The 15,626-nt window shown below is 62.5% G+C and carries 10 protein-coding genes and 1 pseudogene; 3 read left to right on the top strand and 8 right to left on the bottom strand.

Going from position 1 to position 15,626, the window contains the following annotated elements:
• Window positions 1-47: 47 nt before the first annotated feature.
• Complete coding sequence (locus BN2475_RS18045; protein WP_094780862.1) at window positions 48-1,022, top strand: LysR substrate-binding domain-containing protein; 975 nt, start codon at window positions 48-50, stop codon at window positions 1,020-1,022.
• Window positions 1,023-1,050: 28 nt separating this feature from the next.
• On the opposite strand, the gene xdhC is transcribed toward BN2475_RS18045, so the two are convergent.
• From xdhC to xdhA, 3 genes are read right to left on the bottom strand one after another with little or no spacing between them, the layout of a single operon-like run.
• Complete coding sequence (gene xdhC, locus BN2475_RS18040) at window positions 1,051-1,686, bottom strand: xanthine dehydrogenase accessory protein XdhC (protein WP_281254233.1); 636 nt, start codon at window positions 1,684-1,686, stop codon at window positions 1,051-1,053.
• Entirely contained in the window at window positions 1,683-4,061 is a 2,379-nt protein-coding gene (gene xdhB, locus BN2475_RS18035; protein WP_094780913.1) for a xanthine dehydrogenase molybdopterin binding subunit, read from the bottom strand. Before xdhB ends, xdhC begins: the two co-directional genes overlap by 4 nt.
• A 38-nt stretch (window positions 4,062-4,099) precedes the next feature.
• Window positions 4,100-5,629, bottom strand: coding sequence for a xanthine dehydrogenase small subunit (gene xdhA / locus BN2475_RS18030; RefSeq protein WP_094780860.1), 1,530 nt, complete (start codon window positions 5,627-5,629; stop codon window positions 4,100-4,102).
• Between the two features lie 388 nt (window positions 5,630-6,017).
• On the opposite strand from xdhA, the gene BN2475_RS18025 reads away from it, so the two are divergent.
• Entirely contained in the window at window positions 6,018-7,229 is a 1,212-nt protein-coding gene (locus BN2475_RS18025) for an MFS transporter (RefSeq protein WP_094780859.1), read from the top strand.
• Between the two features lie 160 nt (window positions 7,230-7,389).
• On the opposite strand, the gene BN2475_RS18020 is transcribed toward BN2475_RS18025, so the two are convergent.
• Window positions 7,390-8,628, bottom strand: a complete 1,239-nt coding sequence (locus BN2475_RS18020; protein WP_094780858.1) for a GNAT family N-acetyltransferase — start codon at window positions 8,626-8,628, stop codon at window positions 7,390-7,392.
• A gap of 17 nt (window positions 8,629-8,645) precedes the next feature.
• On the opposite strand from BN2475_RS18020, the pseudogene BN2475_RS34850 reads away from it, so the two are divergent.
• Window positions 8,646-8,780: pseudogene (locus BN2475_RS34850) on the top strand (IS5/IS1182 family transposase); the annotation flags it as partial.
• 10 nt (window positions 8,781-8,790) lie between these two features.
• On the opposite strand, the gene BN2475_RS18010 reads toward BN2475_RS34850, so the two are convergent.
• The 4 genes from BN2475_RS18010 to BN2475_RS17995 all read right to left on the bottom strand — a co-directional run bounded on the left by BN2475_RS18010 (window position 8,791) and on the right by BN2475_RS17995 (window position 15,293).
• Entirely contained in the window at window positions 8,791-10,032 is a 1,242-nt protein-coding gene (locus BN2475_RS18010) for a glycosyltransferase (protein WP_094780857.1), read from the bottom strand.
• A gap of 300 nt (window positions 10,033-10,332) precedes the next feature.
• Complete coding sequence (locus tag BN2475_RS18005; protein ID WP_143325804.1) at window positions 10,333-11,505, bottom strand: hypothetical protein; 1,173 nt, start codon at window positions 11,503-11,505, stop codon at window positions 10,333-10,335.
• Between the two features lie 197 nt (window positions 11,506-11,702).
• Window positions 11,703-12,980, bottom strand: coding sequence for a lipopolysaccharide biosynthesis protein (locus tag BN2475_RS18000; protein WP_094780855.1), 1,278 nt, complete (start codon window positions 12,978-12,980; stop codon window positions 11,703-11,705).
• 123 nt (window positions 12,981-13,103) lie between these two features.
• A complete protein-coding gene (locus BN2475_RS17995) occupies window positions 13,104-15,293 on the bottom strand; it encodes a polysaccharide biosynthesis tyrosine autokinase (protein WP_094780854.1) in 2,190 nt (729 codons plus the stop codon).
• Window positions 15,294-15,626 lie beyond the last annotated feature (333 nt).

Raw genomic sequence — 15,626 nt, 5'->3', positions numbered from 1 at the left:
CGATCCTCGACCCGGCCGCGCTTCACCTGCCCAGCCTCGCCTGAACCATGGACGACACCGCCGCCTCACTCGATATCTGGCTCGTGCGCGTGCTGCACACGCTGCTGATCGAGCGCAGCGTCACGCAGACCGCACTGCGTCTGAATCAAACCCAGCCCGCGATCAGCACCGCGCTGCGCAAGTTGCGCGAGACGCTGAACGATCCGATTCTGGTGCGCGGCAAGTCGGGCATGGTGCCGACGGAATATGGCGAATCGCTGCTGGCCTCCGCGCAGCGGGTGTTGCGCGAAGTCGACTTCGTCGCGACACCGCACGGCGACTTCGATCCCGGCCGCTCGCGCCGTACGTTTCGCGTCGCCGCGCCAGATTATCTGAACGATTTCTTCATGCCGACCGTGATCGCGCAGTTTCGCGACGCGGCACCGCATGCGCGGCTCGAGATCGAATCGCTCGGACCGCTGCTCGATCACGCGGCCGCGCTCGATGCCGGCGAACTCGATCTGGTGATCGGCAACTGGCCGAAGCCCGAGGCGCGTTTTGAACGCAGCGATCTGTTCTCCGATACGGTGGTCTGCATGATGCGCGCCGATCATCCGCTCGCTCGGGCGCCGCTCACGCGTGAAGCGTATCTGGCGGCGCCGCATCTTGCGCCGACGCCGTATAGCGGCGCACGTGGCGGCGCGATCGACACCGGCTTCGCGCGGGCCCATGCCGAGCGGCGCATCGTCGCCACGCTGCCCTACTTCGGGCTCGTGCCGCAGACGCTGCTCCAATCGGATCTGATCTTCACGACCACGCGCCGCTTCGCGATGCACTACGCGGACATCCTGCCGCTCGCGGTGGTCGAGGTGCCGATCGCGTTTCCGCGTATCAAGTGCTATCAGTTGTGGCATCCGCAGCCGGATCGGCCGAGTGATGTCGGCTGGCTAAGGGCGTTGATGGCCCAGGTATCGGACAGGTTGGTCGCACGCAAGGTGCGGCGCGCGAAGCAGCCGCGTAAGCAAGAGGCTGCGGGCGCGTAGAGGGGCCAGCCCGGGGTTGCCAGCCCGCTCAAACATGCGCGCAAAGCCTCTGCATTGCGACCTGCGCCGCGATCTGCCGCGTCCTGACCTGCAGCAGTTCCGCGCACACCGCGACCGCAATCGCTGACGGCGCCTTATCGACGATGCCGCTGACCCCGATCGGACACGTCATCTGCACCAGCCGGTCAGGATCCACGCCGCGCTCGAGCAAACGCCGCTCGAATTTCACGCGCTTGGTCTTCGACCCGATCATGCCGAAGTAGCTGAAATCGCGCCGTCGCATGATGCGCGCCGCCAGCGAGAAATCGAGCGCATGGTTATGCGTCATCACCAGCAGATAGGCTCCGGGCGGCGCCGCATCGACGATCGCATCCGGTGTGTCGGTCGCTTCGATCTGCACGTTGGCGGGCGTTTCGTCAGGGAACAGTTCGTCGCGCTCGTCGACCCACTGGACCACGCACGGCAAACTGCCGAGCAACCTGATGAGCGCGTGTCCGACGTGCCCCGCGCCGAACAGCACGATATGCATCGGCGCCACATTCGCTGCCGCGCTAGCGGCCGCATTCCTTGCCGCATTCCTTGCCGCATTCCTTGCCGCATTCCTTGCCGCATTTGCTGCCGCATTTCCTGCCGCATTTCCTGCCGCACTTGCCGCCGCACTCATTGCCGCGCCTCCGCGGTGGCGGCCCGCACCGCGCCGATCGCCTTGAGAATTTCCTCGCTGGTCGCGGGTGCGTTCAGCGGCGGATTGACCTTGTGCTCGCCCACCGCCGACACCGCGTCGCGCACCGCAAAAAACACCGAGAACGGCAGCAGCAACGGCGGCTCACCAGTCGCCTTCGACCGGTGGATGCTGTCCTCGGCATTGCGGTTGCTGAACAGGTGCACGCGGAAATCCGGCGGCATATCGTTGACGGTCGGAATCTTGTAGGTGGATGGCGCGTGCGTCATCAGCTTGCCGTGCGCGTCCCACCACAACTCTTCGGTCGTGAGCCAGCCCATTCCCTGGATGAACGCGCCTTCCACCTGGCCGATGTCGAGCGCCGGATTCAGCGACGCGCCCACATCATGCAATGCGTCCGCGCGCAGCACGCGCATTTCACCGGTCAACGTGTCGATCACCACCTCCGACACCGCCGCGCCATACGAGTAGTAGTAGAACGGCCGGCCTTGCAGCTTCGCCTGATCCCAATGGAGCTTCGGCGTCGCGTAGAAACCATCGGACCAGAGCTGGATACGCGCAAGGTAGGCCTTCGCGATCACCTCTTCGAACGTGACGATCACATCGCCGACCACCACGCGGTCATGCCCGAAGCGCACGTCGGCGGCGCTCACCTGCCCCGCGCCGAAACGCTCGGCGGCAAACGCGGCGAGGCGGTCGCGCAACTGCCGCGCCGCATCCTGGGCCGCCTTGCCGTTCAGGTCGGAACCCGTCGATGCCGCGGTCGCCGACGTATTGGCGACCTTGCTGGTATCGGTGGCCGTCACGCGAATGCGGTTGAAGCTCACGCCCAGTTCATGCGCGACGACCTGCGCGACCTTCGTGTTCAAACCCTGGCCCATTTCGGTGCCGCCATGATTCACCAGCACCGAGCCGTCGGTGTAGATGTGCACGAGCGCGCCGGCCTGGTTGAAATGCGTGACGTTGAACGCAATGCCGAACTTGACCGGCGTGAGCGCGAGACCCTTCTTCAGCACTTCGTTGTTCGCATTGAACTCATTGATCGCAGCGCGGCGCACGCGGTATTCGCTGGTCGCTTCGAGTTCGTCGATCAGTTCGTGAATCACGTTGTCCTCGACGATCTGACCGTACGGCGTCTGGTTGCGCTCGGTCTTGCCGTACAGATTGCGACGGCGCACGTCGAGCGCATCGGCACCGACCGACCGCGCGACGTTGTCCATGATGTATTCGATCGCGAACGCGCCCTGCGGACCGCCGAAGCCCCGGAACGCGGTATTCGACTGCGTGTTGGTCTTGCCGCAGAAGCCGTCGATCGTCACATCCGACAGCCAGTAGGCGTTATCGAAGTGGCACAGTGCGCGCGTCATCACCGGGCCGGACAGGTCGGCCGAGAAACCGCAGCGCGAAGTCATGTCGACCGCCACGCCGTCGATCACGCCCTGGTCGTCGTAACCCACTTCATACGTGTAGTGAAAATCGTGGCGCTTACCCGTGACCATCATGTCGTCGTCGCGGTCCGGACGCAGTTTCACGGGGCACAGCAGCTTCCACGCGGCGAGCGCCGCGCAGCACGCGAACAGCCCCGATTGCGATTCCTTGCCGCCGAAGCCGCCGCCCATCCGCCGGCATTCGACCACCACGTTGTGCGACGCGACGCCGAGCGCGTGCGCGACCAGGTGCTGCATTTCGGTCGGGTGCTGCGTCGAACAGTAGACGTGCATGCCGTCGTCATCCTTTGGCACTGCGTACGAAATCTGCCCCTCCAGATAGAACTGCTCCTGGCCGCCGAGCAGCATTTCACCGGCCTCGCGATACGCGGCGCGCACGATCTTCGCGCTGGCGTCTCCGCGTGCGAGTTTCATCGGCGGCAACACGGACTGGTTCGCGGCACGCGCGTGCTGTGCGCTCAGAATCGCCGGCAGTTCCTCGTAGACCACCTCGGCGCGGCGCGCGGCGAGACGCGCCGTTTCATGCGAGGTCGCGACCACGATGAAGATCGGCTGACCGACGTATTGCACGACACCATCGGCGAGAATCGGGTCGTCGCCGTGAATGATCGGGCCCACGTCGTTGGCGCCCGGGATGTCGTCGGCGGTGAAGACCGCGACCACGCCGGGCGTGGCGCGCACCTTGTCGAACGAAATCGACACGAGCTTCGCATGCGCTTTCGACGACAGGCCGAGCGCGGCGTGCAGCGTGCCGGCGAGCACCGGGATGTCGTCGGTGTAGGTGGCGCGACCGCTCACGTGCAGATGCGCGGACTCGTGCGGACGCGAGATGTGGACCTGGGCGAAGTTATCGAGGCAGTCATCGAGGTCCTGAAGCTCGTTCAGGAACGGCACGGCTTGCTGATTCATCGTTATGTTCTCCGTATCCTTCGTGGGCGTAGCGTGATTCAGGCGCTGGCGCCGGCCGGCGCGCACGCCGCGGCGACCGCGCGCACATCGAGCGCGCTCTTGAGCAGCGGGTTGTTCGGGCGCGTTTCGAGCCAGAAGCGGTACAGCGTGTTCTTCGCCGCTTCGAGACGATAGTGGCTGGTCGCGCGCATGTCGGTGAGCGGCGCATAGTCGTTGCCGAGCGCGAGCATCGCGGCCTGCGCGGTGGCTTCGTGCCATTCGGCGTCGCGCAGCACGGCTTCGGCGCGAAGTGCGCGGCTCACCGTGGCGGCCATCCCGCCGAACGCGATGCGCGGCTCGCGCACCAGCTTGCCGTCGGCGATGAACGAAAACGCGGCGCACACGGCCGAGATATCCGAATCGAAACGCTTCGAGAGCTTGTAGGTGCGAAAACGCAGGTTCTGGCGCATTCCACTGCGCGTCGGCACCTTCAGCCCGACGACGAACTCGTGCGCTGCCATATCTTTCTTCTGATACGCGAGGTACAGCTCTTCGAGCGGCATCTCACGCTCGATCTCGCCGCCGCGCACGACCACGCGCGCACCCAGCGCGATCAAGCCGGGCATCGAATCGCCGATCGGCGAGCCGTTGGCGATGTTGCCGCCGAGCGTGCCGGCATTGCGGATCGGCAGCGATGCGAAGCGCTGCCACATTTCGGTCAGCTCCGGATACTGCTTCGCGATCTCCGCGTAGGCCTTTTCGACGCTCACCGCCGCGCCGATTTCGATCCATTCGTGGCTGGTTTCGAGCTTCTGCAATTCGGCGATCTGCCCGACGTAGACGAGGTTGCCCAGCTCGCGCATCTGCTTGGTGACCCGCAGGCCGATGTCCGTGCTGCCGGCGAGAATGCGCGCGGCCGGTTCGGCCTCTTTGAGCTTCGCGAGCGCATCGAGCGTGCGTGGCGCATCGAACCGCTGGCCGGCGTGCTCGTAGTGGAAGGTGTCCTGGCGCTCGAGCGTGGCGAGCGTCGCGGCGAGCGCGGCGACATTTACCGGCGCCTTCGGCGCGGGCGCTTCGAACATGCGCACCGCCGCATCGACGATCGGACGATAGCCGGTGCAGCGACATAGATTGCCCGTCAACGCGTTGCTGATCGCTTCGCGCGACGGCACCGTGCGGTCCGCGCAGCTCTGCTCGTGGCCGTGCTTTTCGTACAGCGACCACATCGACATGACGAAGCCAGGGGTGCAGAAGCCGCATTGCGAGCCGTGGCATTCGACCAGCGCCTGCTGCACCGGATGCAGCGAGCCGTCCGGTTGACGCAGGTCTTCGACGGTGAAGAGCGCACGGCCGTCGAGCGTCGGCACGAACTGGATGCACGCGTTGACCGCCTTGAAGTCGACGCCGCCCGCCGCGTTGCGCTCGCCGAGCACCACCGTGCACGCGCCGCAATCGCCTTCGGCGCAGCCTTCCTTGGTACCGGTGCAATGCGCGTCCTCGCGCAGATACTGCAGGACCGTGCGGGTGACAGGCGCGTCCTTGATCTCGCGGATCGCGTTGCGGTGATAGAAGCGAATCGGCTCGGTCATGTGTCGTTACTCTCGAATGTTCGATGTCCGCAGGACGTGCAGCGGCGATGGTTCGAAAACTATCATCGTCAATAAAGCCAACCCATAGCGCGAGTCGCATGCGGGACATATCCGCAAAACGATATCGAGGCCGGTTTGAGAGCCCGTCCGCTTATATCGAAGTGGGTTTTTCGCCGTCTATGTGCATTTTTTGCGGCTTTTCGGTCATCGGAAATCATCACATGCCGGAACAGTTGACCACCCATGCGGGCGTTTCAACGGCCAAAACGAACCGTCATCGGCCTCACATGCCGCTCGGGTCCGGCCAAAAATCAGGCAAGCTTCTGCAGGAGAACCGGTTCCATGGGACAATCACGCGCTTCCGCCATTTTCAAGTCTCGTTTTCCCCATGTCCGCCGACTCCGCGCCCAGCCGCAGCGAATTTGCGACGACTTTGCAGATCATTCCGGTCGTCTTTTTCACGTTCCTTTGCTACCTGACCATCGGCATTCCGCTTGCCGTGCTGCCCGGCTACGTCCACGGCGACCTCGGTTTCAGCGCGGTGCTGGCGGGTGCGGCGATCAGCGTGCAATACCTCGCGACACTGGCCTCCCGGCCGCTGGCCGGCCGTTGCGCGGATACGCTGGGGCCCCGGCGCACCGTGTCGCTCGGCCTGCTGGGTTGTGGCACGAGCGGGATTCTGCTGTTGCTGGCGGTGCTGTGCGGACCCTGGCCGATGCTGAGCCTCGCGCTGCTGGTATGCAGCCGGCTGGTGCTCGGCTTCGGCGAAAGCCTGTGCGGCACCGGCGCGATTCTGTGGGGCATCGGCCGCGTGGGCGCCAGCAACAATGCTCGCGTGATCTCGTGGAACGGCATCGCAACGTATGGCGCGCTGGCGCTCGGCGCGCCGCTCGGGGTCGCGATCACGCACGCGATCGGCTTTGCCGCGCTGGGCGTTCTGGTGATCGCGCTGGCGGCGCTCGGCTTTTATCTGGCGCGGCTGATCGCGCCGGTGCCGATCGTCCATGGCGAGCGGATGTCCTACCGCAGTGTGTTCACGCGCGTGCTGCCGCATGGCATCGGCCTCGCGCTCGGCTCCGCCGGCTTCGGCTCGATTGCCACCTTCATCACGCTGTTTTACGCAGCGAAGAACTGGCCGAACGCGGCTTTGTCGCTGACGGTGTTCGGCACGCTGTTCATCGGCGCGCGCCTGTTGTTCGCCAACACGATCAAGACCTACGGCGGCTTTCGCGTCGCGATTGCTTCGTTCTCGTTCGAGTGCGTCGGCCTGTTGATGCTGTGGCTCGCGCCCGCGCCGCATATCGCGCTGGCCGGCGCGGCGCTGACCGGCTTCGGCTTCGCTCTGGTATTCCCGGCACTCGGCGTGGAAGCGGTCGGGCTCGTGCCGCCGGCGAGCCGCGGTTCGGCGTTGTCGGCCTATTCCGTGTTCCTCGATCTGTCGCTGGGCATTACCGGGCCGCTGGCCGGATATATCGCGGGCGAGTTCGGCTATGCATCGGTGTTTCTGTTTGCCGCGATTGCCGCCGCCTCGGCGGTCGTGCTGTCCACCGCGCTTTATCTGCGCAATGCGAAGGTGAGCAACCTGTCCGCTGCGCAGTGAGTTTTGGTTGGTTGGCGTGCGGAGCCTGTTCGTTCTCGTCGGGCCTGGGCCGTTGCAGGATCCTGGTCACGAGGTCAGGCTCCGCGCCGCTCATTCGTTGATCGTCGAAGGCCTTTGATAGTGTCAGCAGACCCAGGTGCAGGGGTCCCTTCGCTGCTCCTCATTCGTCCTTCGACGTGCCGCCTGGCGCCTGCGGCATCTTCGCACCGAGGGCGGGCACCTTCGCGCGCAGGTCGACGGCGAGCGCGTGGACCTTGCGAACGATGCGTCGGATCTGCTCCATCGCAAGAGGTACTTCAGCGAGCCGGCCGCGCAACGTAAGCATGACGGAGTGTGACTCGTGCCAGGTTTCACGATTGGACCAACGCTCCTTGTAGGCGGAAAAGTACGGCCGGAAGTCGAAATCGCGGCCGCTCGCGTACGCCCATCGCACAATGCTGTCGACGAGGAGGTTGCCGACCGAGAACGCGGCATACGCTTCGTCGTAGGTCGTGATGTAGTACTCGATGCTGCGCGGCCCGACGAGGTTGAGCGCTGCCGCCACGGGTGTGCCCTTCACTTTCACGAAGGAAACCAGCGGCGTTGTCACGAGATCGATCCGTCCCGCGAGGTCGATGAAGAAATCGCGCACTTGATCGTCCATCAGATACGCCGTGTCGAAACCGCGGGCGAATGCCCAGCGGCGCTTGTTCGCAAAGAGCCAGGTCAGCACCTCGCGGGCATCGCCGGCGCTTTGGCACCAGCCGTACTCCACTTCACCGCGCTCGGCGAGGCGCCTTGCACGACGGCGCAGGGGCCCACGCAGCGACTCTGGCCGCGTGGCGAGAAAGGCGTCGTAGGTGGCGAAGCTGGAGAGCGCGATCGAGTAGCCCGGCAAGCGGCGCCAGCGTGCCGGTATCGCACCCATGACCCACGACCGGGGCACACGGGATAGCGCCGCAGCGAGCAGACTATCGCAGTCCAGCATGCGCAGCTCCAGCACGTCGGCTTCGACGCGGCGCACCGCGTCGATGGCGGCCGCGTAGAGGCGTGCATCGGCAGGATCGGCAAGCAGCGGGCCGCCGTACTCCTCGTCGTTTCCGCAGCCGAGCGTGCGTGCGACGCGGCATACGCCCCGGCGCGTGATCATCACCGGCCAGAGTGCGACGAGCGCCGCGCCGTCCGACACCAGCGCGACGCTGACCGTCTCGCCGCGCGCAAATGCGTGATCAGCCGCGACTTCGCCGAACGCGAAATCGAGGCCAGGCCGGCAAGCGGCGGCGAGTGCGTCCCACGCCGGGCGCAGACGTGCGAAGTCCGCCGGCGAGCGGCACACGCGGATTTCGTGGCGGATTGTGCCTGTGGCAGGACGGCCAGCAATGTCAGGGATTAAAGCGGCTTCGATCGGCGTGTTTCGCATTATGTGTTCCCTCGGTCCGACGCCGCGCGTGGCTGCATAACTTCCGGCGCCCGCGCATCCGGTTCGAACGGCTCGCGGCCATACACGACGCGTTCATGAAAATCGCCGCCCGCATCATCTGCCGGCGACGACTTCAGCATTCATTCTGCTAGCGTTTCCTGGTTAAGGGGTTGCTTCTGGAGCAGTTCGGCGTTGCTGCTCGATCAGTTCGAGCGTGCCTGCTTCAATCTGGCCGGTTTCGACATCGCGGGACGCGACGACAACGTCGGAGAGTGTCTGCAAGAGTCCCTGCTCGCCAAATCGGCGTCGAACATCCGCCACCGCCGTTTCGATTCGCGGGCGTCTATGTTCGTAGATTTGCCTTGCCGCATTCAACACGGACACGATCGATGCCTTGTCGTGCTCGACGAAAACGATGGACTTGAATGCGGCCGCCAAATTCGCATCCGGCAGTGAGGTCGAGACGACCAACCGGCCCGAAGCCACATACTCGATCACTTTGAATGGAAATACGCCGTCACCCATAGCCTCGATCGGCTTATGGGGATTCAGCAGGACGTCGCAATTCGCCATCAGTTCATAGACGGCATCCTCGTCGACGAATCCGTGATAGAAAAAATTATGATGGCGCGCGCTAAGCCTTTCGAACTCTTCGGCAAGTGGTCCATTTCCCGACACATGAAAAACGAAGTCATCGCCGAGGTGCTCGACTAATTCCAGCAGCCGTTCAGCGCCCTTCTCGATGCTGAGCGTGCCGAAATAGCCGACCACGACCTGGTTCCTTCGTTTATCGGAGAACGCTGGCTGCCTGATGCATGCATCGATCAGCGCCGCTGACACTACGCCGGGGCAGAGTTGAGCATCGCACCCGCTGCGACGGCGCTCGCGCTTCAGAAGCGAACGGTTGACGGCCAGACAAAGATCGGGCTCCGGCAGTAAATAGCGCCAGGCGAGAAGATCGGTAAAAGACTTCGGATGCCATTTTCGGCGCGCCATCGCCCAGTCTTCGAACTCGAATACGAACGGCATGTTGAAGCGCCGCTTCAGCGCGCGCGCGAGCAGTGCTTCGAACGCGTACGCGTTGTAAGTCCAGATGAGCGTGGGTTCGCCGTCTTGCGCGATTTCCCTTGCGACCGCACCCACTTCGAACAGGTTCAGGAGCTTGCCGATCGAGCGCACCGGATACTTCCGCAAAACGATTTCACGCACTGAGGCGTCCCCAATGCGACACGTATACTCTTCACGTTTTTGCCAGACCTCCTCGGCATGCGCCGTGTTCACCAGCACGATCTTGTGCTCCAGTCGCGCGAGAAGCGACAAAAAAAAGTCCATCTTGCGTGTCGCTCCAAGGTTGCAGTTCTGAGAACTGTACTTGAGGCTGTATGGGGCGATGACGACCAGCATCGGGAATTCTCCTCAATAAACGATTGCGATTGCTATCGAAAAGCGGTTCGTATTCCGCTAATCTGATGTCTTATTAAATTCCTGATAGTTCCTTAATAGTTTCATCACGTCCACGCACATCGCACATCGTTGAAAAACTCAAGAACACCGCGCCCCCGGTGGCGGACACGTCGGAGTCTGGACAAGAACAAGCCCAGATGCATCTCCATACGACTCTGTGCAAGCAGGGAAAGCTGCCTGCCAACTAGTACCGCCTACAACCAGCAGCGAAGTGCGAACCCCGCTGTCCGGCTATTCAGATCAACTTCTCGTCAATATCTCTCTAGAAAATTCTTCGCTATAGACATGCGCTTCGTTTTGTCCGAATTTGCCGTAGAGATCACCGAATGCAATGAATAGCGTCGTGAGCAGAAAATACTGTTCGAGAAGGTTGCCACCGAATAGCATCATCAAAGTAATAACGAGCAGCGCCCTGTAGCGTGCGCGCGCATAGGCGACTGGCCCCGGCCGAACGAAGCGGAAGAACGCCAGGGCGCCCGCCACGAATAACACCAGTCCCAGCACGCCGGTCTGGAAGGTCAGCGTGACAAACGTGTTGTCGATCAACCTGTTGAAGCGAAATTGCGAGGGGTCGATGCCCTGCACGATCTGATACGAGATGGCCGTGTTGGTCGCGATGCCGAGCCCGCGCCCGACCAGCATCTCCCCAGGATCAGCAATGCTGAAGTCGGAGAGCGCCAGCATGAAGTTGGCCACGCGGCCACCTTCGTTGAGCTGTTCTGCAAACATGTCGCCACGTCCCACCGCATCGACCATCACAAAGTAGCCGCCCACGAGCGCTGCAATAGCGACCGGCACAGCCAGTACGACGAGCAATTGTTTGGTCGCGCGGGCGAGCCGCAAAGAGACAAGCTCCCAGCTCACCAGTGCAGCGACGATGGCGATCGACACCATCGCTGAACGCGTGCCCGACGACACGGCGATGAACATGGCGAGCGCAATCAGCCCGATCCTGCCCGGTGTGGAAGCGCGATCGAGGATCAGGGCGAAAATGGCAAGGGCGACGCCGAACGTGCCGGCCACACCCGCATTGCTAAAGACTCCCGTCAAACGTCCTGCAGCGAAGGCGATCTCCTTCAGTGTCACGCCCAGGGAAAACTGCCTGAGTGCCACGTATGCGTCGACCACGGCGAGTACGCCCAGCAAGACCAGTAGCCTGTTCTGCACCGCCGGCTCGCGGGGCATGTTTCTCGCGAGCACGAACAGGCCAAGCGACGCGTGCAGAAGGATCAGCCAGCGCACACCTGAGAGCAGAAAGTAAATCGGACTCCATTGAACGATGAATGCAATGAGCCCCACGGATACCATCAGCATCAGCCAGACGACGTAGCAGGTAAGAAACTGCCGCATGCCGGCGGGAAACCGTTGCCGGCTGAGCGCCACTGGCCAGTAGACAGCGAGGAACAGGAGCAACGCGTCCTTGAAGTACTTCGTCGGCCCCGCGCCTTCGATTGCAGCCGCATCGAGGTTCCAGATCTGAACCTCTCCGTGTGCCAGCGCATTGAAGGCAGTCGGGGCGTACTGCGACATGCTCGCGATGAAGAGCAATGCAACGATCCAGGCGAACCTGCTACTGCGTGTCATGAATACCTCATTCACCGTTTTGCGCCTTAGCGAGACGCGAGCGGTTCGCTCGCACGCGGCGGGTCGTTTGCGGTTGAGAAAGCCATATTGACGATTACCACCATCGCCAGCTCGACACCGACGACCGCGCCAATCGCTGCCGCGATGCCGAAACTCGGCAGGAGCATTCGGGTCATCACCAAGGCTAATGCGCTGACAATGCAAAAGCGCAGCGATACGCCGACGTGGCGATTCGTCGCGATCAGCGCGACGAGCTTGACCTGATACACAGCGGTCAGTGCGGTTGCGCCGAGAAGCGGCAATAGCACTTGCGGCTCGTAACTGAGCCCGCCGCGCCCCCAAAGAGCGATGATGGGTCGTCCCGCTAGCGCGATCCCGGTGAGGCAGAGCAGGGACAAGCCGATCAGCGCGTGTTCGGAACGCACCCTGAGCCGGTCCGCGAGCGCGGTTTGACCAAGCCCGTACAACATCGAAAAGCGCGGCCAGATCGAATGGCTCACTACGTTGATGAGTTGCGTCACCGTGCGCGAAAGCGTCCGGTAGGTAGCGAAGACCACCAGCGCCTGCGCGCCGATCACGTTTCCGACCAGCAGAGCCAGACCCTGGACGCCCAGGGCATAGCCGAGCGGAAAGCCGAGAAAAGCGAGGCCAAGAGGCAAAAGTGCACGTATCTCAGTCCACGACGCCCCGGTAAAGCTAATGCCGATCTGCGGCACGAGTCTGTGCACATAGAGCGTGAGCGCCGCCTGCGAGACAAGGCGCGTGGCGCACATGGCCATCGCTACGCCGAGGAAATTCGCGCCGGATGCGAGCGCAGCGAGTCCCGCAGTCCATTCGACGAGCCTGATCGAAGACAGAATGAACGTGCCGTATGCGTAGCGATCGATAATCCTGAAGCACGCGTCATACAGACTCGAGTATGTGCTCAGCAGCGCGCTTGCGATTAGCAGCACCAACGCGCCACCGGCCGCGTTGTCGGCCGGAGAAAAGACCGCGCAGCCAAGGACCGTGAGAACGATGCTGGCGAGCGCGAACAAAGTGATGCCGAGCAGCGCGCTGCGAAACGTCACCTTTGCTGCATCGACGTCGCCTCTGGCCCAGGCCATGCAGGTCTTGTTCATTGCGACTGCGCCGATGCCGACATCGGACATCGAGAAATAGGCGGGTATCGCGGCAATCATCAACCATCGGCCATAGCGCTCCGCGCCCCAGTAATGCAGGAAGAAAGGCAGCGACGCGAGCTGTATGAATGCCGTAACAGCCTGGTTGTAAGAGTTCGCCGCGACACCAGAGAGAATGGGCATACGCGCGAGCGAAAATCTGAGTGCACGGAGAAGGCGAAATGTCTTCATATGGCTTCGGCGAACAAAGAACCCCCAACAGACATCGCAATGTCCGCGGCATGTATCGATACGACCGGCGCCTGGTTACGTGCGGCCGTAATATGATGCGTAGCTCGTACTGTGAGGCGGTATATCGTTGAAAAGAATCCCGCTTGGCACCATGCCACCTGCGCGCAACCGGCCTACCGATTCACTGATGTCCTCGAGCGATTGCCTCGCGTAGCGCACCACCATCAGGATCGTGCCAGCGTGCTTGCAGACGAGCATCGCATCGGTCACGGCAAGGATGGGAGGCGTATCGACGATCACTCTGTCGTAGAGCTGCGAGACCTGCTCTATCAGAGCAGCGAAGCGCGCCGAGTTCAGCAGATCGGCAGGGTTCGAGGGATAGGCGCCGCAAGGCAGCAAGTCCACGCCCGGTGCGACCTCGCGGATCAACGCGTCTTCCACAGCGACGGCACCTTCGAGAACCTCGGCAAGTCCCGGGCTTGCTTGTACACCGAAATAGCGGTGAACGTCTCCGCGACGCATGTCGGCGTCGAGAATGACAACGCGCTTACCGGCCGCCATCACCGCGGCCAGATTGGCAGCAATGAATGACTTGCCCACTTCCGAATTCGGGCCAGTCAGCGCAATGACGGGATTGGTCGTCGATACGTCTGCAAACTGCAGCATGGTCCGCAGATTGCGTATGCCTTCGACGGCCACGTCTTTAGGAGCATGTGCCGCGAGAAGCGGGGGGCCGCCTCGTGAGCGTTGTGCGTCCTTCTGCAACTGGGCTTGCCTGTCGCTGCGCATCACGACGGCTGACACCGGCACGCCCGTCACCGTCACGATGTCGTCGCTGCGTTCTGCTCCGCCTGAGACAGCGTTGCGCGCGAACGCGCATATTGTGCCGAGCAGCAGGCCGAGCACCGAGGAAACGGCCAGTACGAGCGGCACCTTTGGCTTGACGGGCTTATTGGGTGCCAGCGCGTAATCCACGACACGTATGTTGCCGGCCTGTGCGGCCTTGGCGACGCGCAATTCCTGCGCGCGATTCAACAGACTCGTGTACAGGCCCGTATTGACGCGCACATCCCTTTGCAGACGCAAGACGGTTTGCTCGAGAGCAGGCAGCCCCGCCACTCGCTGGCTCAATGTGTCCCGACGATGTTGAAGGTCGGCGATCTGCGCGTCGAGCGAGGCGACTGCGGGATGCCCACCCTTGAAGCGCTGCGCCAGATCCGTGCTTTGCTGTTGCAAGTCCGTGACCTTGGTCTCCAGGTCGACCATCTGCTGCAGCAGAAGACGGCTTTCCTCGCCCAGATCGACTGCGCCATGCGCTTCGCGGAAAGCGTTGTAGCGTTGCTCCGCATCCTCCACTTCGGCGCGCAGACGCGGCAGTTGCTTGTCGAAGAGCGTAAGCGAGCGCTCGGCATCGGCTTCCTTGCGTGCGTTGTTTTGATTGACGTACTCAAGTGCGATGGTATTGATTGTGTCGGTCGCTTTCTGACGCTCGCCGCTCTCGAACGCAATGCCGATCACGCCCGATTGCTTCACTCGCTCCGCGATGGTCAGACTGTTCTGGAGGTTGGTGACAGTGTCGAGGAAGGACGAGCGCGTCAGCGTAAATTCGGTACGCGGGTGCGCAACCAGCCTGTCGATCAACAGCGTCACCGGACCCTCTGCTGTAGTCCCCTTCACTACCGTGCCTACGACGCCCTCCGCGACCAAGGTGCCCTGTGGGTCTTTGAGTTTGAAACGGCCGCCGTCCATGGCGGTGACGACGAAGCGCTTGCTGTAGAGCGATGACGGAATATCGAAACGCGAAACGTCGATACGTTCGCCACCCCACGCAAAGCGCCTGAGACCGGGGACCGGCGCGGCCAGCTGGCCGTCGTCCGCATAACGTGCGATCCATCCGCCCAGCAACGGAAAACGGCGGGGCTTCGCTTCGATGTCGAGATGCAGCTTGCGCACCGCCTCGCCGATGACGAGCCGCGAGCCGATCACCTCCATCTCCGTGTCCGAAGTGGTCCTCACATTGAAGATCGCGGCGAGCTGATTGAAGGCGGGGTCGGTGTTGGTGTTTTGATTGTCGACCTGGATCAGCGCGTCAGCGCGATAGGTGGGCGGAGCCAGTAGCGCATAAAGCGCGCTGAGCGCGAAGACCGCGAAAGCGACAGACATGATGAGCCGCCAGCGCGCGCGCAGCACGCCGGTATAGTCGGACAGGCGAAGCTGCCCCGCGTCCCTATTGCGTCCTGAAAGCAAAGTATATTCAAAAGCCATTCGATTTCTTCTCCACGCCGAGGTTTTGCGGCAACTCTAAAAGTGCGCGGCCCCGTTGACGGTACTTAACCGCACATATCGAATGTCGTTTATTGCATCGTATCGGGAAACATTTTTGGCTACGCGGGCACGGCTGAAACTTATGCTGTTTTGTCTGAACAGCTTGGACGTAAACCACTTTCTGAAGAGTTGTGTAGCCGTCACAGCTGCGAGCCGGGTTCACGGATATTTCCTGTCGGCAAATTTCCCGCACCATTTAATCAATGCAGTTCGAAGGGCCGCCAAATAACAGCGTATGCGACTACTTCGAGTCGCACCGTTCGTAATCAAACA

Source organism: Paraburkholderia ribeironis (genome assembly GCF_900019265.1).
Lineage (GTDB): Bacteria > Pseudomonadota > Gammaproteobacteria > Burkholderiales > Burkholderiaceae > Paraburkholderia > Paraburkholderia ribeironis.
Note: the sequence above shows the minus strand (reverse complement) of the source record. Positions and strands in the feature narration are given on the sequence as shown.